Here is an 18,089-nt window from a genome sequence, read left to right as displayed (position 1 = left end):
AGTGATTAAAAATGTAGGCGCGGCCGCTACTGAGCGTGCTCGGTCGCACCGGTCGCAAAATGACCGGCGGCAGTTAAGCAAACAACAAAAGGGGTTCCTCGCCTGATGAAATTTCCAAGAACATGCGCCCGCCGTTACATGGCGATCCTTAGCGCGATGATGTTGGTGGCATGTGGCGCGATGGTCGACGCACGAGCGGCGGCCAGCGACAGCGCAGCACACATCGATGTATCGGGCCATGTCTTCCGGTTGGATGCGGCCAAGGTGACCTACGCGCTCGGGGTCAACGAAAAGGGGCAACTGCAGTCGATCTATTGGGGGCCACGGCTGGCACCGGGCGACCCTTTGCCGGCACCCGTCGCACCTCCCGGCGGCGACTCGATCAATGGCGCAGTCGACGCGGTGCCGCAGGAATATTCCGGTTGGGGTGAAGGGCTCTACTACGAACCGGATCTCAAGGTGACGTTTCCAGACGGCAATCGCGACCTGGCCCTGCGCTACCTGTCGCACAGCGTGCACGGCAACGTGCTGTCCGTCGTTTTGAAGGACATCGAGCGCCCGATCGTCGTCACCTTGCAGTACGAGATCGACCCGGGCACCGGTATCCTGCGGCGCAGCGCGGTCATCGAGAACCGGACGGCGACGCCGGTTATCGTGGAACAGGCAAGCGCCGGCACATGGTTCTTGCCGCGCAGCCACGATTACACGCTGCGCTTCCTAGCCGGCCGCTGGGCGGCCGAGAACAGCATCTACGAGCGCCCGGTACAACCGGGCAAGACCGTGCTCGAAAGCCGCCGCGGCAGTACCGGTATGCAGAACGCGCCGTGGTTCGCCATCCGCCGTAACGACGCGAGCGAAACACATGGACAGGTCTGGTTTGGCGCCCTGGCCTGGAGCGGCTCCTGGCAGATTGCGATCGAGCAGGACCAAACCGAACAGATACGTGTCACTGGTGGCTTCAATCCGTTTGATTTCGGCTACAAGCTCGCACCCGGTGCAAGTCTGCAAACACCTAGCTTCTATGCGGGCGTCACCACCGGCGGCATGGGCGAGGCTTCGCGCCTGCTGCACCGACTGGAACTCACTCGCATCCTGCCGCAAGCGCCGCACTCGCGAGCCCGGCCCGTGCTCTACAACTCCTGGGAGGCGACCGGCTTCGACGTCAACGAAGCCGGGCAGACTGCGCTTGCGGAGAAGGCGGCAAGTATCGGCGTCGAACGTTTTGTGATGGATGACGGCTGGTTCGGCGCACGCAACAGCGACGAGGCCGGGCTGGGCGACTGGACCGTCAACCCGCAGAAATTCCCGCATGGGCTGAAGCCTTTGATCGATCGCGTCCATGCGCTAGGCATGGACTTCGGCATCTGGGTCGAACCGGAGATGGTCAACCCGGACAGCGACCTGTACCGCGCGCATCCAGATTGGGTGCTCAACATGACCGGCCGCCCACGCACCCTGGGCCGTAACCAGATGGTGCTCAACCTCGCGCGGCCGGACGTGCGCGCCTACGTGTTCGGTGCGCTGGACAAATTGCTGAGCGAAAACCAGATCGCCTTCCTCAAATGGGATTACAACCGCAGCTGGTCCGAACCAGGTTGGCCACAGGTGTCGCCCGACCAGCAGAAAAATGTCTACGTCGACTTCGTGAGCAATGTCTACGGCATTCTCGAAGAACTTCGTCGCAAGCACCCGAACGTGGAGATTGAATCGTGCTCCAGCGGCGGCGGTCGCGTGGATCTTGGCATCATGCATCTCACCGACGAAGTCTGGCCTTCCGACAACACCGATGCGTTCGACCGTCTGCGCATCCAGGACGGCTTTACCCAGGCGTATACGCCTGGGGTGATGATGGCCTGGGTCACCGACTCGCCCTCCTCCATGGATGGGCGCAGCATGTCGCTGGAATACCGTTTCCTGTCAGCCATGCAGGGCTCGCTCGGTATCGGCGCGAACCTGACGAAATGGACCACGCAGGACGTGACCACTGCACAACGTCTGATCGCCGACTACAAAGTGATCCGTGAGACCGTACAGCATGGCGACCTGTATCGCCTGGTTTCGCCCGATAGCGGCAGCGAGCATTCGGCCACCGAGAACGTATCGCCCGACAAGGCACATGCCGTGCTGTTCGCGTTCCTGCATTCCAGCACCGAAGGTTATCTCTACCCGACGGTGCGGCTCCAAGGGCTCGATCCGGATGTGCGTTACCGCGTGCGCGTGCTACAGGGAACGTTGGCCGAGCGTACGCCAACGGTGGCGAGCGGTGCCTACTGGATGAACGTCGGCATCGACGTCGTGATGCGTGGCGATTTCCAGGGTGCTGCCATCGCCTTCGACCGCGAGTAGCGGATGCGCCGGCCGATGATCGAGGAGGAGGGTTGCTGGCTCGAGAACACGCATTTGCGCGTGCAGGTGCTGCCAACGCAAGGGGGCGGCCTGGGCCGCTTCGAGTGGCTTGGACGAGACGTCGCCTTCCCCTTGCTGCGCCCGTATATGCCGGCGCCTACGGATGGCAGCGCGGCGTTCGATCCCAACCGCCTGGCCTGTTATGCCCTCGTGCCGTGGAGCAACCGTATTTCGTGCGGAGGATTCGACTTTGCCGGCACATCGGTGGCGTTGTCGCCCAACTGTCCAGGCGAGCCATATCCCATCCACGGCAGCGGCTGGCGCCGCACGTGGACGATGCAGTCGCATATTGCCGACGAGGTACAACTGGTGCTGGACGAGCGAGCGTCGGACGCGTACACCTACCGCGCCATGCTCACTTATACGCTGCGTGGGGACGCGCTGGAGATCGAACTGTGCGTGACCAATACGGGTGACGCGACGCTGCCTTTCGGGCTTGGCCTGCATCCGTTCATCGCACTGCACGACGGCGTTACCTTGCATGCGCCCGCTGCTCGCGTATGGCAGAACGACGGCCTCTCGCCGCTGCCATTGGAGAACGTGTCAGTACCCTCCAACTGGGACTTTCGGCAGCCGAAGGCATTGCCGAGCGAAGTGCTCAATCACTGCTTCCTGCCCTGGTCGGGCAAAGCCACAGTGCATTGGCTCCGGCAAGGACTGCGCTTGCACGTCTTGGCGGATGTCGGCGCATTCCTGCTCTACACGCCGGACAAAGCGGATTTCTTCTGTTTCGAGCCAGTCGACCATCCGATCGATGCCGTGCATTTGCCCGGCGGACCACTGGCGCACGGTATGACGGCTCTGGCACCAAGCGGACACCTGTGCCGGCATTTTTGCTTTCGCGTGGAAGACGATGGTGCACCTCTCGCCATGCCATCGGTCACCGCAACTTTCGGAAAAGGAGAACCACGTGAAGCCACGCCTTGAGAACCGAACCGCCTTGATCACGGGTGCCGCCAGTGGCATCGGCAGCGCCATCGCCAAGCTTTTCGCGCGCGAAGGAGCTTCGCTGGCACTGCTGGACGTGGATGCGGACGCGGCCAAAGCGCTGGCGCGTCAGCTTATAGACTCGGGCCACCGTGCCATCGCGGTGCGAGCAGATGTGTCGATTGCCGACGAGGTGCAGCACGCCGTGGCGCAGGCCCAGGAAGCACTCGGTCGCATCGACATCCTGATCAACGGCGCCGGCATCAATGTCTTTCGCGATCCGCTGACCTTGAGCGAAGCGGATTGGCAGCTCAACCTCGGTGTCAACCTGCAAGGTGCCTGGCACTGTGCCCGCGCGGTGCTGCCGTCGATGCTCGAGGCAGGCTACGGGCATATCGTGAACATTGCATCCGTGCATGGGCACAAGATCATTCCAGGCAGTTTTCCCTATCCGGTCGCAAAACATGGCCTCATCGGACTCACTCGCGCGCTCGGGCTGGAATACGCAGCCCATGGTATTCGCGTGAACTCGATTTCGCCGGGACTGATCCTGACGCCGGCGACCGAACGCTATTTCAAGTCATGCCCGGACCCCGAAGCCGAGTGCCGCAGGCAGACTGACCTTCTGCCCTGCAAACGTATCGGCGAACCCGAAGAGGTCGCCTATGCCGCGCTATTCCTGGCTAGCGACGAGGCGCGCTTTATCAACGCGACGGACTTGCTGATCGACGGCGGCCGCAGCCAGCTTTATCACGCCTGAGCTCTCAGCGCACATCGGTGCGGCGTTCGAGCCGAGCTTCCAGTACCTCGAGCGGTATGCCGGCAGTCTCCGGAACACGTCGCAGTACGAACAGGAAACCGGCACCGCAGATCAGCCCATACAACCAGAAACTGCCGGCCGGCCCAAGATGGGTATTGAGCCAGGGGAACGTATAGGTGAGTACGAAGCACGCGGTCCAGAGACAAAACACACTCATGGCGATCGCTTGTGCGCGGATCCGATCCGGGAATATTTCAGACAGCAGCACCCAGGTGACCGGCGCCAACGTTGTCGCGTAGATCGCGATAGCCGCGAGCACGAGCAGCAACACCGGCAGGCCGAGCAAGTGCAGTGCATAAGCGCCACCGATCAGCAGATACACGGCAAACAGACCACCAGCGCCAATCAGCATGAGCTTGCGCCGGCCCCAGCGATCCACCAGCACCAGTGCCAGCAGCGTGAACAACAGATTCACCGAGCCGGTGGCGACAATCGACCTGAGCCCTTCATTGATGTCGAATCCCGCCGAAGCGAAGATGTCCTGCGCATAGTTGAAGATAACGTTTATCCCACACCATTGTTGGAACACCGCTAGCGTCACGCCAATCACGGCAACCGGACGTACACGCCGGTCGAGCAGATCGCGCCAGGTCGCGCGAACGCCAGAGGTAGAGTCCTGTACCGTGCGGATGGCTGCCAGCGAAGCGCGGGCGTAGGCGCCGCCGCCGATCTTCATCAGTACCCTCTCCGCCTCATCGTGACGACCTCGTCGGCTTAGCCATCGCGGCGACTCGGGCATGACCATTGCGAACACGAAGAACAGCACCGCCGGCACACCGCCGCTCAAGAACATCCAGCGCCAGCCATGCTGCACGTTCCACGATTGCAGCAGCGCGTGCGCGTCAAGGCCCGGCGGCACCGGCCGGGCGATCGACAGATTCACCAACTGTGCCAGCAGCACGCCGACGACGATGGTGAACTGGTTGATCGCCACGAAACGTCCCCGATGTGCTGCAGGGCTGACTTCAGCGATATACAGCGGTGAGATGCTGGAGGCCAAGCCGATACCGAGTCCGCCGATGATACGGAAAGTCGCAAAGGTGCCGGCACCGTCCGCCCATGCAGTGCCCAGCGCGCAGATTAAGAACACTGCCGCCGAGACGATGAGCACTGCGCGCCGGCCGAAACGGTCGGCAAGCTTGCCCGCCATCGCAGCTCCAGCGATGCAACCAACCAGGGCTGCACTCATCAGCCAGCCGGACATCGCCGGGTCGTGGATGCCGAAATAGGTTTCGTAGAAAATCTTGGCGCCGCCAATAACGACCCAGTCGTAGCCGAAAAGCAGGCCGCCAAGCGCTGCGACCAGGCAAATTAGCCATATGTAGAGGCCGCTATCGGCATGCACGGCATGGGCGTCATCGGGCACGCCATTCGCGATTTGCACGGACAATTCCTTTGGATACTGTCGCTCTCGATTCGTCGCATGAACGATGCGGCGATAGCGTCTGCACGCCTGCCCCGAGTCCGGTACGACACTGGTCTTTCGATTCTGCAGGAAGCGATAGGTCCACGCAATCGAAGCTGCCGCAGCGAAATCCGATCAGCTACCTACGCTCTTCAACACTCCATTCATAGGCTAGACACGCCACGATGGCGTGCGTGTAATTCCCATTTTTACGTCACCGAAAAATCTGAGCACAGCGGAATGACCTGCTGAACTGACATACAAGCTGCACGTCCGTGATCTCTTTGAGACAAGACGAGAGTGTGCGTTTCCTTTGAACTCAGGGTCTGACTACAACGCCCATACTTTTTGCGGACAATTCGCGAGTGAAACAAGCCTATCTCTTAGAGATATTGCACCTCGTTTGCACCTTGTGGTCGCCGTTGCTCAAGACGCTGCGCCGCATGCCTGCCATCAGCGACGCCTACACGCGGCGGGGTTTTGGACTGATCCTGTCAGCGATGGATGAAGCCGAATCGGCCCTGCGCCGCGAATGGTCACCATAGAGGAGCGCAGCGAGCACGGTGTGCAGCGGCCGCGCGAATGAACCCGGTCGCCTGACGAAGCCAGCGTCATTGCCGACGAGGCGCCTGCCAAGCAACTATTTTGTATTATAATTTCACTTGGTCAAGCCGGGGATGGTTCTCGACTTTGGTTGTCGGTGCATCCATTTCGAGAGTGCCATGCCATGGTTGTGAAACCCATTACCGTGCACAACCTGCACAAACAGGTGGTCCATGAGCTCGGGCGGCTGATCGTCGCCGGCGAACTCAAGCCCGGTGAAAACCTGCCGCGCGAAGAGTTGCTTGCCGAGCAGATGAGCGTGAGTCGCACCGCATTGCGCGAGGCGATCAAGGTGCTTTCCGCGAAGGGATTGATCGAGTCGCGGCAAAAGACCGGTACCCGCGTGCGCGACCCGATCTACTGGAATCAGCTCGATGCCGACGTGCTGGGCTGGCGCTGCGCCTCGATGCCAACCGAGAGTTTCGTCGAAAAGCTGGTGGAGATGCGCGAGATCATCGAGCCGGCTGCCGCCGCCGCTGCCGCACGTCGCCGCACGACGGCGCAACTGGCCTCGCTGAAAGAGGCGTATGAGGCCATGGCTGCCGCAACCGACCTCGATGCCTGGGCCGTGGCCGACCTGAGCTTTCACGAACGTCTGCTGCGGGCCGCCAACAACGAACTGATGTCTTCGCTGTTCTCGGTGATCGAAACAGCGCTGGGGACATATTTTCGCCTATCCGCGCGCAATGCTTCCAACTTCAACGTTGCCCTGCCGCAGCATCTGAAAGTCTACGAGGCGGTGCAGCGCAAGCAGCCGGAAGTGGCGCGGCAGGCGATGATCAAGATGGTCGGCGATTCGCGCAACAACATCCGCCGTCGCGCTCGCAAACCGACGCGTTCGTAACCGGGTTCGATCCGCTCAATCGTGTAACGAATCGAACTCGCAGAAACGAACCGATCCGCAGCGTCGCCACGGGCTCCTCCCGCCGATTCGTGCAACGACATTGCACTGCGCGCGGCTCACCTGTATGCACCCGCCATGCGCGCTGCCAACCGCTGCCGTGAATCGGTAACGGCTCGTCTTTGCTATTGGGCGATAGCGGAATCGGCTGGCCGCGGCCGCGTCAGTCGAAGCCGGCCAGTCCGCCGCCGACTCCGAACACGATGCGCACACCGAGGATCGCGTTCGCGATCTCCAGCACGGGCAACTGCTACCTCGTGTTGCGTGCGTTGGCGGGAGCGATTCCGCACCTCAGCGGCGGCCGATGCGATACATCACGGTGGCATGTGCCGCCAGCTCGGTCTTGATCGAACCGTCTCCCTTGGTCTGGGCGTGCGCCCACAGATCCCGTACGTTGTAGCTCTGGCCGGCCTTCAGGCCCAGCTCGCTGGCGGTAACGGTGACGTCATGTGCCGCATCGGTTTCATTGAACACGGCCACGGCTCGGCTGCCGTCCTTGAGCGGTTTGACGATGACATGGATGCCGCTGGTGTCGCGCACCTGATGGCCCTGGACACCGAGCGGGTCCTGGTCCACCGCAATGACTTCCTTGTTGAGCAGTATCTGCAATGCATCGGGCTTGATCGTACGCAAGTCCGTACCGATCAGCAGCGGCGCCGCCATGATCGACCACAGGCTGAAATGACTGCGGTATTCGACATCGGTCATGCCGCCATTGCCCACCTCGAGCATGTCCGGATCGTTCCAGTGGCCGGGGCTGGCGTAGCGGTCGAGCACCACGTTCTCCTTGAAGATCTTCAGCATCGAGGCGTAGTTGTCGCTGATATCACCGGTGGTGCGCCACGAGCCGGCACCGACCGGCGGCTTGCCGGCCCACAGCCAGGGCTTGTTTTCACCCCATTCGCACATGCTGAAGAAAATCGTCCGGCCACTGCCGCGCAGTGCCTCGGCCATGGCCGTATAGCGCTGGTGGGCGTCGACTTTCTGGTTGTTGCAGTTGTCGTACTTGAGATAATCCACATCCCAGGAGGCAAAGGTCGCCGCATCGTCCTTCTCGTGGCCAAGGCCGCCGGGAAAGCCGCGGTTTTCCTGCAACGGCTCGCAGGTGGAAACGCCGGCACTCGAATACAGGCCAAACTTCAGGCCATGCTGGTGAATATATTCGGCCAGCGCCTTGATGCCGCCGGGGAAACGCTTGGGGTTGGGCTGCAAATGGCCGTCCTTGTCGCGCTGCCAGTTTGCCCAGCAGTCGTCGATGTTGACGTAGCGGTAGCCGGCATCACGCAAACCAAGGCCGATGAATTTGTCGGCAATGCCGCGAATCATCGCCTCGTCGAACTCGTCGCGACAGTGGGTGGAATTCCAGTTGTTGAAGCCCATCTGCGGCAATGCCGGCGTCGCCGCATCCGCGCGCACTGGCGTGGCGGCCGCCGCAATGGCGGCGACGAACACGAATGGTACTGCCGCACGCAACAAGCTCGGAATGGAGTCTTTCATCGATGTTCCCCTTGGCTGTTTGAACGAAATCGGATACAGCGATCGCACCATGTCATGCGTCATGGCATCGGTACCGTGGGTGTGCCAAGCATGGGCTGCTTGCGCGTGGCGAGTACCGGCTGGCCTTCCGCCAGCAAATCCATCACCACCAGCTGATTGCCGCTGGGCTTCAGCCAGACACCGGGTACGTACAACGTGCGTTGCGGGCCAATGCTCCAGACCCGGCCCAACGGGTGCCCGTTGAGCCAGACGAAGCCCTTGCCGAGGCCGGCCGTGTCCAGGAAGGTGTCCGCGGCGGCGCTTCCGGAAACGGGAGCATTGAACGTGCCGCGATAGAAACACGGTGCATGCCGGCATGGGCCACGGTTGTAGTTCAACGCGCTATTGCCGGTGAACGGCAACGAATAGATTTGCCAATCCTGCAGTGCCCTGCCCTGCAGACTGACAGACCCCAAAATGCCCTTGCGCTCGGCGAGCAGCTTCTCGCCGAAGTTGATACGTCCGTCGTTCTGCACCAGCAGATCCAGCGTATCGCCCTTGGCAAGCTTGAGCGATAGATGATCCTGCTTCAGCCGGCGATCGAGCGTGCCAACGAGCCTGCCGTTGACGTAGACCAGCGCGTAATCGTGCAAGCCATCGATGCGTAGTTCGCCGGAGGCATCGGTCACCATGCGCTTACGATAGAGAATATCGCCGTACGCCTGATCCAAGGCTTCCATGGTCTTGAGTTCATGCGATGCCGTAGGTGTCGGCAAGACATCCCACAGTGAAACCGCTTCATCCAGCTTGATGCCATCGATCGCCTGCGTGGACGGCGTTGCCGGCACCGGCGGCAGTGTGGCGCCGGTTTCCTTGGCGATCACCTGGCGCATTGCATTGTACTTTGGCGTGGGCCGACCGCTTTCATCCAGCGGACTGTCGTAGTCGTAGCTGGTGACGTCGGGCTGGTAATTGTCGTCATCCCAGTTGGCGCCGTTCATCCAGCCAAATGAGGTGCCGCCATGAAACATGTAGAAATTGACCGAATACCCTTGCTGCAGCATCCAGGTCAGTTCGCTCGCCACTTTCTTTGGATCGGCAACGTGATGCGGTGCACCCCAATGATCGAACCAGCCCACCCAGTATTCGCCGGCCATGTAAGGGCCGGTAGATTGCCACGTATGCAGCTTGGCGAATTTCTCGCGCGCGTGACCGACGCCGAAGTTGATCACCTTGAGCAAGCCCGGCAACGAGCCGGGCTGCTGGGCGCTATCGGAGGTAAACAGCAGTGATGTGTCGAAGCCGCTGTCGAGCAGGCCCTGGCGAATCTGCTGCAGGTAAGGACTGTCATCCTTGCCGAAGCTGCCGTATTCGTTCTCTACCTGCACGGCGATGATGTTGCCGCCGTGCGTGAGTTGCAGTGGCGCCAGCTCCTGGCCCAACCGATGCAACCAACGCTGCGCCGGCTGCATGAATTTCGGATCGGTGCTGCGCACCTTGGTATCGGGGTCCTTCAGCAACCAGGCCGGAAACCCGCCGAACTCCCACTCGGAACACACATAGGGGCCCGGCCGAAGAATCACATACAGGCCTTCCTGCTGCGCCTCACGGATGAATTCGGCGACGTCGTTCTGCCCACTGAAGTCGTAGTGGCCAGGCGTCGCTTCGTGCGCGTTCCAGAACACGTAGGTGGTAATGGTATTGAGGCCCATCGCCTTGGCCATCTTCAGGCGCGCTCGCCAATATTCACGCGGCACTCGGGCGTAATGCATCTCGCCGGAGATGATCCGAAACGGCTTGCCATCGAGCATGAAGTGGCCCTGCTCGACGGCGAGGCCGTGATTAGCTGGTGCCGGTGCTGCCATCATGTTGCCGGAGAACAATGCACCGAGCAGCACACCGGTTAAGACGTTTCTCAATGAACTCACTGAAATACCTCGTTGCAAGACTCAGCTCCGCGGCATCATCCGCGGAGCCGATGCCAGTTAGACAGCACTCATTCCATCGAAAACACCTCAGAAGGTGCCGCGGAAACCGACCGTGTACACCGTGCCATCCGCTTCGGCATAAAGGAACCGATTCGGGTAGACGGAGTAATCGTAGAGGTGCTGATGGGTCAGGTTAGTGCCGGATACGAACACCGACAGGTACTTGTTGAGGTCGTAGCTCGCGCTCAGGTCGAGCTGGCCATAGGAGTCTCGCGTTGCCGGTTGCGCGCCGGAACCGTAGGCCAGGCTCTCCAGGTACGAACCACGCCAGTTGTACGCAAGACGCACCTGCACCGGACCCTTCTCGTAGTACAGGCTCGCGTTGGCCGAGTTACCGATGCCGGGCACTGCGAACTTGCCCGAGGCAGCGATCGTGCCTGGGCTCAGGTTGGTGCTGCTGGAGACGCGTGTGTAGTTGACTGCGACGCCCAGGCCATCGAACGGATCGGGCAGGATGTGGGTGAACTGGTAGTTGAAGGTGAATTCTTCGCCGTAGATATTCGATGAGTTCAGGTTGATTGGCTGGGTCAGCGACCAGATCAGCGGCTGGCCGTTGGCCTGGTTCGTCAGGAATTCCACCGGCGTGCTGACCAGCGTGCTGAAGTTGCTGACCTTCTTGTAGAAGCCTTCCAGCGCGATGTAGCTCGCATCATCGATGTACCACTCCAAACCCGTGTCGAAGTTCCGCGACGTATACGGCTGCAGCTGCGGATTGCCTTGCGAGATGGTCAGCGAGTTCGGACGCGTACCGAAGCTCCTGTTGTAGTACAGGTTGCTCAGTTCCGGCGGGGTCAGCGTCTTGGATACCGAAAAGCGATAGACCAGGTTATCGAGCAGGTTCAGCTTGAAGTTCAGCGACGGCAGCCACTTGTGATACCCACCGTCGGCGGACTCCGGCGCCAGCGCGCCATAGGTGACCTGGCCATCACTGGTGTCGTTCGGATCGATGTAGTAGCTGATCGGCGGCTGGTTGATCGCCGTGGACGTCGAATCAATGTCCATATAGCGCACACCGACATCCAGCGCCCAGGGCTTCTCCCACACCGTGCCTTCAAACACGGCCTTGCCGAAGAATGACTTCTCGTTCTCGGTCACCTTGTTGTAGCTGCCCGGGTTTGGCGCCGCATTCAAGGTGCCCCCGTTGGCGGCCAGACCCGCAAGCAGCGCCGCGCGCTTGGCAGCGGACAACTGGTTGTAGGCCGCGGGCGAGGCGAGCCAAGCGAGGTAGGCGCGCGGATCGTATTGGATCCATTGCGATGGCAAACCCGGTGAAGAAACCCCGCTGATCTTCGGCGGTGCCGTATAGATATAAGCACCCACAGCATCCGGTGGAACGGCAATGCTGTAGCCGCAATAGGCATTGCAAAGGATGCTGTCGGGCGTTCCCCAACTGACCGACTTGACCGACTGATCGGTGATCTGCCCGCCAAAATCCAGCTCGGAAAGCACGCCGTCCTTGAAGCTTTTCGTCAAGTTGATCTGGTATTCGTTGACGTTGTTGGTAACGTTGTTGCCGGAGCCCGCATTGCAGCAATGCGCATCCAAATCCCCCTCGTCCGTCGACGAAAGAATATTGGAGTAGCTCGGCGGTTCGTTGTCGCCGTTGTTGGTCCAGGTCGGATTGACGCCGAAGTTCTTTGCGCCGATCACGAGGAAGTAACCGTTGGGGCTTTGCTTGTTCCAAGCCTTGGAATTGGAGATATCGAGGCTGAGCTTGGTCGACTCGTTGATGTCGAAACCGAGGTTCAAGCCGTTCTGATAGCTCTTTTCATAGCTCGGCGTGTACGACATCACATAGTCGTTCGCCATGACGTTGGGACCCGAGCTGTTACGCGTGAAGCTGGTCACCGTGTTGTTGGCGTCGGTCGTCAACGACTGGATATCGGCGGTATTGCCGTACTGGCCGAACTCGTGCTCCAGCGGATCGACCTTGTAGCTCGAATACAAGGTGTCGAACTGAACGGTCAGCCGATCGATCGGCTTCCAATCGATGGCGCCGCTGAAGCCCTTGCGCGTACGTGTCTCGTCGACGACGTTGCTGGCCAGGGTCTCGGGCACCGCAACATTGGTGTAGCCGGCAGTGCCAGGGCCTGGCGACAGCTGAGAAATGTTCTGGTTGGCATACCAGGAATTGGCCTGCGTATTGAGCTGGGTATCCTTGCGCTTGGAATAGGTGGCCGAGGCGAGCCAACCGAAGGTATTGTCCGAATTCGTCCAGCCGAAGACACCCGATGCCTTGGGCGTGGTCTTGCCCTGCCAGTCCCCGGTCAGGTTGCTGTTGACGCCTGCCCCGCTCCACGCGCCGTGGAAGCCATGGAAGTCCAGCGGACGCGCGGTCTGGATGTTGACCACGCCGCCGATGTCGACTTCGGGAATGTCCGCCGACGAGGTCTTGTTGACCTGGGCGACGCTGATGATTTCAGACGGCAGCACATCGAAATTGAAGGCACGCGAACCGGAGGCCGTGGCCATCTGGCGGTCGTTGATCGTCACGGCGACAAATTCGGGGCCAAAGCCGCGAATGGCAATCTGGCTGGATTCGCCGCCGCTGCGATTCACCGACACACCGGGCACACGCTGCAGGGCATCGGCGACATTCGGATCGGGAAATTTCCCTGCCTCTTCCGCGGAAACCGAATCCACCACATTGACGGCATCCTGCTTGATGGCCTGTGCCCGCCGGATCGCCGCCAGCTGGCCGGTCACCGCGACCTCATTCAGCGTGGTCACGGTTTTGTCGTCGGTTTTTTTCTTGGCATCCCCGCCAGGGTTGCCCTGATCCGATGGCGTCGATGCCGTGGCGCTGGCTGCCGCAGTCGCAGTCGCTGTCGGCGTGGCTGTGCTGGTTTGCGCGTGCCCCTGCACGCTGTAACCGATCAGGCAGGCGGCGCCTATTGCCGCCAGTGCCTGGTGCACCGAAATCGCCATTTTGGTTCGTTGCATGGATTGCCCCTTGAATGTGGAATGCCCTGAATGGAATGCCCGTCAACCCCCGGCATGATGGCTGCGCGACGTCAAGCGACGCTTCGCCGGCAATTCATGCGATGTCACACCTGCTTCGTTGGCCCGATTCCTCAGGCAGCACGCAGCCGCTCCAAAGTTCTTCGCCCGTCACATCCCGAAGCGATCCGACAGCCCCTCGCTGTCGCGTCTTATCCCGATCGTGCGATTTCGTATTGTCTTATTATTTGATAATACTATTCATGGACAGGTCGGCAAGTTGCGCCGCAGCATCGATGCCGGGGTGGGCAGGAAGGGCCTCTGCGCAGCCTTCACGAGGCCGGAGGCTGATGGCACTGTCGTAGCGGTTCTTCTTCAGCCGTTGAGGTGCCGGCAAAGCGGCGGCGTAGATCGTATGGCTGACCTGCACGCGGGGGGCGTACTTCGTCGATCAATTTGGCGGGCATTTCGCCTAGGAAACGCGAGGGGGACGCCAGCATTTCGGTGCCATGCATACGACGCGATTCGGCGTGTTTGGTTTCTAAGAACTTGTCACGCAGGATCGGCGACAATGCATCCGAGAAAACTTCGCCGCGACAGTGCTCGAAGCCTCTCGCCGTAATGAGCAAGCATCCGGGATAGATCTTTAATTCGAGATTTACACCCGGCTTTTTATCTATATGCCGCTTATTCCACCGTGACTGATTTAGCCAGATTACGCGGTTGATCGACATCCGTGCCACGCAGCACTGCCACGTGATAAGCCAGCAATTGCAGCGGCACGGTGAATACGGCCGGTGCGATGAAGCTGCCGCCGGAGTCGACACGGAGCATCGCGCCATACGCTGCCATATCGTCCATGCCGGCAGCACCGTCAGCAAAAACGATCAAGCGGCCGCCGCGGGCGCGCACTTCCTGCAGGTTGGATTTGAGTTTGTCGAGTAGCGGGCCATTCGGCGCTACGGCGACTACTGGCATGTTTTCGTCGACCAAGGCCAGCGGCCCATGTTTGAGTTCGCCGGCCGGGTAGGCTTCCGCATGGATATAGGAAATTTCCTTGAGCTTGAGCGAGCCTTCCAGCGCTACCGGGTAATGCGCGCCGCGGCCGAGAAACAGCGCATGCTCGTGATGGATGAATTCGGCCGCCAGCGTGATGATCGCCGGCTCCAGTTTCAGCGCGTTTTCGATCGCGCGCGGCAGATGCAGCAGCTCGGCGCATAGCATCGCGTAGCGCTCGGGGTCCAATCCATTACGACGTGCCAGCTCGAGTGCCAGCAGCGCCAGCCCAGCAAGCTGAGTAGTGAAAGCCTTGGTCGATGCGACGCCGATTTCCGGACCGGCGCGCGTCATCAGTTTCAGGTCTGCCTCGCGTACCAACGAAGACTCAGGCACGTTACAGATCGCCAACGTACCGAGATAGCCGCGGCGGCGCGACTCACGCAGAGCAGCCAGCGTGTCGGCCGTTTCGCCGGACTGCGAGATGGCCACGAACAGCGTATCGAGCGGAACCACGGCATCACGGTAGCGATATTCGCTGGCTACTTCGACGCTGACCGGCAGCCGCGCGTATTCCTCGATCCAGTACTTGGCCACCAGACCGGCGTGATAGCTGGTGCCGCAGGCGATGATGTGCAGCGCGCGCGCGCGCTGCAGCAGCGCATCACTATCGATGCCGAAGATATTCGGCAGCACGCCCTTCGGACCGATGCGCGCTTCCAGCGTGTCGGCCACGGCACGCGGCTGCTCGAAGATTTCCTTCTGCATGTAGTGACGGTATTCGCCGCGTTCCACCGCATCGGACGACAGCTCGCTCTCGTGCACTACGCGCTCGACCGGCGCACCATCGAGACCGTAAACCTGCACGCTGTCGCGGGTGATCTCGACGACATCGTCTTCGTCGAGATACAGCATTTTGTTGGTGACCTGGATCAGTGCCTGCGCATCTGAGCCAAGGAAGTTTTCACCAATGCCCAGGCCCACCAGCAGCGGCGCGCCGCGGCGTGCACCCACCACGTGACCGGGTTCATCGCGGCTGATCACGGCGATCGCATACGCGCCTTCCAACTCGCGTACGGTGGTGAGCACGGCCTCGCGCAAGTTCATGCCTTGAACGGCGATACGCTCTTCGATCAGCAGCGCCATGACTTCGGTATCGGTATCCGAGGTGAATACGTGGCCTTTCACCTGTAGCTCATTACGCAGGCTGACGTAATTTTCGATGATGCCGTTATGCACGATGGCCACGCGACCGGCGACGTGTGGATGCGCGTTGGCTTCGTTCGGTACGCCGTGTGTGGCCCAGCGCGTGTGCGCTATACCGGTGCCGCCGGGAAACGGATCGGCGAGATACAGCGCCTCCATCTCGCGAACCTTGCCTTTGGCGCGCACGCGCTGGACGGTGCCACGATCAAGCACCGCGATGCCAGAGGAGTCGTAGCCGCGGTATTCGAGCGCCTTGAGGCCAACGATCAGCAGCGGCGCAACATCCCGCTGGGCGGCGGCTGCAACAATTCCACACATGGGCAAGTCACCTTGAGGTTATTGTGGGGCTCCAGACTCCCTCACAAACGTTGACTTTGGCAAAGACGCATTGCTGCCAGCTTTCATCATCCGGCAAAACCGTCTGCCGGAGATGTGGCCAAATCCATGCTTAGTTCACCTTGCGCCGCAGATAGTTCAACAGATCGATGCGGGTGATCAGGCCCAGGAACTGCTCGCCGTCCACCACGATCGCCACATGCCCGCGCTCGAACACCGGCAGTAGCGATTCGATCGGTTCACTCACGGACAACATCTGCAAGTTGCTCATCATTGCGGTGGACACCGGATCGCGGAAACGCGTCTCGTCGGCATGCACATGCATGAGCACGTCCGACTCGTCGACGATCCCGACCAGCTTGTGACCATCCATCACCGGCAGCTGCGACACGTCGTAAAGCTTCATGCGGTTATAGGCGGTAATCAGCAGTTCGTGCGGACCGATGACCACGGTGTCGCGCTGCGCGAAGGGACGCAACAGCAGATCACGTAGATCGCCGTGCGGCTCACGTTCGAGAAAGCCGTTGTCGAGCATCCAGTAGTCGTTGTACATCTTCGACAGATACTTGTTGCCGGTATCGCAGACTAGCGTCAGCACACGCTTGGGCCGCGTCTGTTCCTGGCAGTACTTCAGCGCCGCAGCTACCAGCGTACCGGTAGACGAACCACCCAGCAGACCTTCCTTCGCCAGCAGCTCGCGCGCGGTGAGGAAGCTTTCCTTGTCGGTGATCGCAAAGGCTTTGGTGACTCGTGTGAAATCGCTGATCGAAGGCAGGAAATCTTCACCGATGCCTTCGACCATCCAGCTGGCTGACTTGGTCGAGAGCGTGCCCTCGTTGATGTATTGGGTAAGAATCGATCCAACCGGGTCGGCTAGGATCAGCTCGGTGTGCGGCGAGTGTTCGGCAAAGTAACGCGACAGGCCAGTGATCGTACCGGACGAGCCGCAGCCGACAACGACCGCATCGATGTTGCCATCCATCTGCTCCAGCATTTCCGGGCCGGTGGTCTGCACATGTGCCGCAGGATTGTCCGGGTTACCGAACTGATTGATGAAATAGGCGCCGGGCGTTTCGCGCGCGATGCGCTCGGCCATGTCCTGGTAGTACTCGGGATGACCTTTGGCTACGTCTGAACGGGTCAGCACGACCTCGGCGCCCATCGCCTTGAGGTTGAAGATCTTCTCGCGGCTCATCTTGTCCGGCACCACGAGGATCAGCCGATAGCCCTTCTGCTGGGCAACCAGCGCCAGACCGAGACCGGTATTGCCTGCCGTGCCTTCCACCAGGGTGTCGCCCGGCTTGATTTTGCCAGCCTTTTCCGCGCCCTCGACCATCGACAAGCCGATACGATCCTTGATCGAGCCACCGGGATTGGTACTCTCGAGCTTGAGGAACAACTCGCACAATCCGGTATCCATACGCTGCGCGCGAACCACCGGGGTTCGCCCGATCAGTTCAAGAACACTCTGGTGGACGGTCATGAAAACTCCGAGGCTGGAAGCTTGGCCTACGCTTGGCGCGTCGACCTTAAAAGACCGCCATGATAACCGAGCCATCCCATTGCAAGCTTTTTGAAGCGTCATAAGCACAGCGGCCCCGGTTCTCCAACTTCGAAAAGCAGAGAACCAGAGCCGCAATGTGTATGAGTTTTAGCTGAGAATTTATCTATGAAAAGCCGCGCGGGATCAGTGGATGATGGGCGCGCGATCTGCCCACATGCGCTCAAGTCGAACCTTCGCCTGCAGCTTTTCTTTTTTCATGCTGCTCAAGGTTGCGTCATCAAGGGGCAACACGCCGATATCGGCGTCGTGTACTTTGCTATCCAGATGCTTGTGGTGCTGGTAGAGCCGGCGAAATTCAGCGTCCGTTTTCATCAATGCTTCGACATCATCACGCCGCAGGTTTTCAAACATGATCCGACCTCCTCGAAAGTGGATTGGCGGATGCTCTGAAACCGGGCATCCGAAGACGCTTGAACTCAATGCGCCTGCTCGTCTCGCATGGTCTGCGCCGAGACACCGATGCAGGGCAAAACAGACTGATAACTCGCGTCTATTACCCACACTGAAAGATGCAGCGTGGA

13 protein-coding genes are annotated in these 18,089 nt (G+C 60.5%); 5 read left to right on the top strand and 8 right to left on the bottom strand.

From position 1 onward, the window contains the following. Window positions 1–105 precede the first annotated feature (105 nt). The 3 genes from HDE80_RS00995 to HDE80_RS00985 are packed head-to-tail and all read left to right on the top strand — an operon-like array spanning window position 106 to window position 4,093. The gene (locus tag HDE80_RS00995) at window positions 106–2,346 is read left to right on the top strand and encodes an alpha-galactosidase (RefSeq protein WP_255483514.1); all 2,241 of its coding nucleotides are present in this window, start codon (window positions 106–108) and stop codon (window positions 2,344–2,346) included. 3 nt (window positions 2,347–2,349) lie between these two features. Continuing rightward, window positions 2,350–3,333 (top strand): aldose 1-epimerase, encoded by a 984-nt coding sequence (locus HDE80_RS00990; RefSeq protein WP_184666999.1) that lies wholly within the window; start codon window positions 2,350–2,352, stop codon window positions 3,331–3,333. Further along, on the top strand, window positions 3,317–4,093 hold the full coding sequence (locus HDE80_RS00985; RefSeq protein WP_343205945.1) for an SDR family oxidoreductase: 777 nt from the start codon (window positions 3,317–3,319) through the stop codon (window positions 4,091–4,093). Before HDE80_RS00990 ends, HDE80_RS00985 begins: the two co-directional genes overlap by 17 nt. A 4-nt stretch (window positions 4,094–4,097) precedes the next feature. On the opposite strand, the gene HDE80_RS00980 is transcribed toward HDE80_RS00985, so the two are convergent. After that, window positions 4,098–5,537, bottom strand: coding sequence for a sugar porter family MFS transporter (locus HDE80_RS00980; protein WP_221437376.1), 1,440 nt, complete (start codon window positions 5,535–5,537; stop codon window positions 4,098–4,100). 386 nt (window positions 5,538–5,923) lie between these two features. Between HDE80_RS00980 and HDE80_RS00975 the strand changes: the two genes are divergently transcribed. Both HDE80_RS00975 and HDE80_RS00970 read left to right on the top strand, forming a co-directional pair. After that, window positions 5,924–6,103 carry a hypothetical protein gene (locus tag HDE80_RS00975; protein ID WP_345776389.1) on the top strand — a complete coding sequence of 60 codons (180 nt, stop codon included), beginning with the start codon at window positions 5,924–5,926 and terminating at the stop codon, window positions 6,101–6,103. Window positions 6,104–6,285: 182 nt separating this feature from the next. Beyond that, complete coding sequence (locus tag HDE80_RS00970) at window positions 6,286–7,005, top strand: FadR/GntR family transcriptional regulator (RefSeq protein ID WP_184601881.1); 720 nt, start codon at window positions 6,286–6,288, stop codon at window positions 7,003–7,005. 348 nt (window positions 7,006–7,353) lie between these two features. Here the strand turns inward: HDE80_RS00970 and HDE80_RS00965 are convergent, their stop codons facing one another. The 7 genes from HDE80_RS00965 to HDE80_RS00935 form a co-directional block, all read right to left on the bottom strand. After that, window positions 7,354–8,559 (bottom strand): glycoside hydrolase family 27 protein, encoded by a 1,206-nt coding sequence (locus tag HDE80_RS00965; RefSeq protein WP_184666996.1) that lies wholly within the window; start codon window positions 8,557–8,559, stop codon window positions 7,354–7,356. 59 nt (window positions 8,560–8,618) lie between these two features. Beyond that, window positions 8,619–10,466 carry a beta-galactosidase gene (locus HDE80_RS00960; protein ID WP_345776388.1) on the bottom strand — a complete coding sequence of 616 codons (1,848 nt, stop codon included), beginning with the start codon at window positions 10,464–10,466 and terminating at the stop codon, window positions 8,619–8,621. Between the two features lie 87 nt (window positions 10,467–10,553). Further along, complete coding sequence (locus tag HDE80_RS00955) at window positions 10,554–13,469, bottom strand: TonB-dependent receptor (RefSeq protein WP_184601879.1); 2,916 nt, start codon at window positions 13,467–13,469, stop codon at window positions 10,554–10,556. A 241-nt stretch (window positions 13,470–13,710) separates the two neighbouring features. Continuing rightward, the gene (locus HDE80_RS00950; protein WP_184666994.1) at window positions 13,711–13,896 is read right to left on the bottom strand and encodes a hypothetical protein; all 186 of its coding nucleotides are present in this window, start codon (window positions 13,894–13,896) and stop codon (window positions 13,711–13,713) included. A 257-nt stretch (window positions 13,897–14,153) separates the two neighbouring features. After that, on the bottom strand, window positions 14,154–15,986 hold the full coding sequence (glmS, locus tag HDE80_RS00945; protein ID WP_184666992.1) for a glutamine--fructose-6-phosphate transaminase (isomerizing): 1,833 nt from the start codon (window positions 15,984–15,986) through the stop codon (window positions 14,154–14,156). Between the two features lie 130 nt (window positions 15,987–16,116). Next, window positions 16,117–17,487, bottom strand: a complete 1,371-nt coding sequence (locus HDE80_RS00940; RefSeq protein WP_184666990.1) for a pyridoxal-phosphate dependent enzyme — start codon at window positions 17,485–17,487, stop codon at window positions 16,117–16,119. 204 nt (window positions 17,488–17,691) lie between these two features. Continuing rightward, window positions 17,692–17,919 carry a DUF465 domain-containing protein gene (locus HDE80_RS00935; protein ID WP_184666988.1) on the bottom strand — a complete coding sequence of 76 codons (228 nt, stop codon included), beginning with the start codon at window positions 17,917–17,919 and terminating at the stop codon, window positions 17,692–17,694. Between the last annotated feature and the right edge of the window lie 170 nt (window positions 17,920–18,089).

Source organism: Rhodanobacter sp. A1T4 (assembly GCF_014207185.1).
Taxonomy (GTDB): domain Bacteria; phylum Pseudomonadota; class Gammaproteobacteria; order Xanthomonadales; family Rhodanobacteraceae; genus Rhodanobacter.
Note: the sequence above shows the minus strand (reverse complement) of the source record. Positions and strands in the feature narration are given on the sequence as shown.

Excerpts from the sequence above, each read along its gene's own strand:
- HDE80_RS00995 (WP_255483514.1), top strand. The coding sequence starts at position 106 with ATGAAATTTCCAAGAACATGCGCCCGCCGTTACATGGCGATCCTTAGC.
- HDE80_RS00990 (WP_184666999.1), top strand. The coding sequence starts at position 2,350 with ATGCGCCGGCCGATGATCGAGGAGGAGGGTTGCTGGCTCGAGAACACG.
- HDE80_RS00970 (WP_184601881.1), top strand. The coding sequence starts at position 6,286 with ATGGTTGTGAAACCCATTACCGTGCACAACCTGCACAAACAGGTGGTC.
- HDE80_RS00965 (WP_184666996.1), bottom strand. The coding sequence starts at position 8,559 with ATGAAAGACTCCATTCCGAGCTTGTTGCGTGCGGCAGTACCATTCGTG.
- HDE80_RS00955 (WP_184601879.1), bottom strand. The coding sequence starts at position 13,469 with ATGCAACGAACCAAAATGGCGATTTCGGTGCACCAGGCACTGGCGGCA.
- glmS (WP_184666992.1), bottom strand. The coding sequence starts at position 15,986 with ATGTGTGGAATTGTTGCAGCCGCCGCCCAGCGGGATGTTGCGCCGCTG.
- HDE80_RS00940 (WP_184666990.1), bottom strand. The coding sequence starts at position 17,487 with ATGACCGTCCACCAGAGTGTTCTTGAACTGATCGGGCGAACCCCGGTG.
- HDE80_RS00935 (WP_184666988.1), bottom strand. The coding sequence starts at position 17,919 with ATGTTTGAAAACCTGCGGCGTGATGATGTCGAAGCATTGATGAAAACG.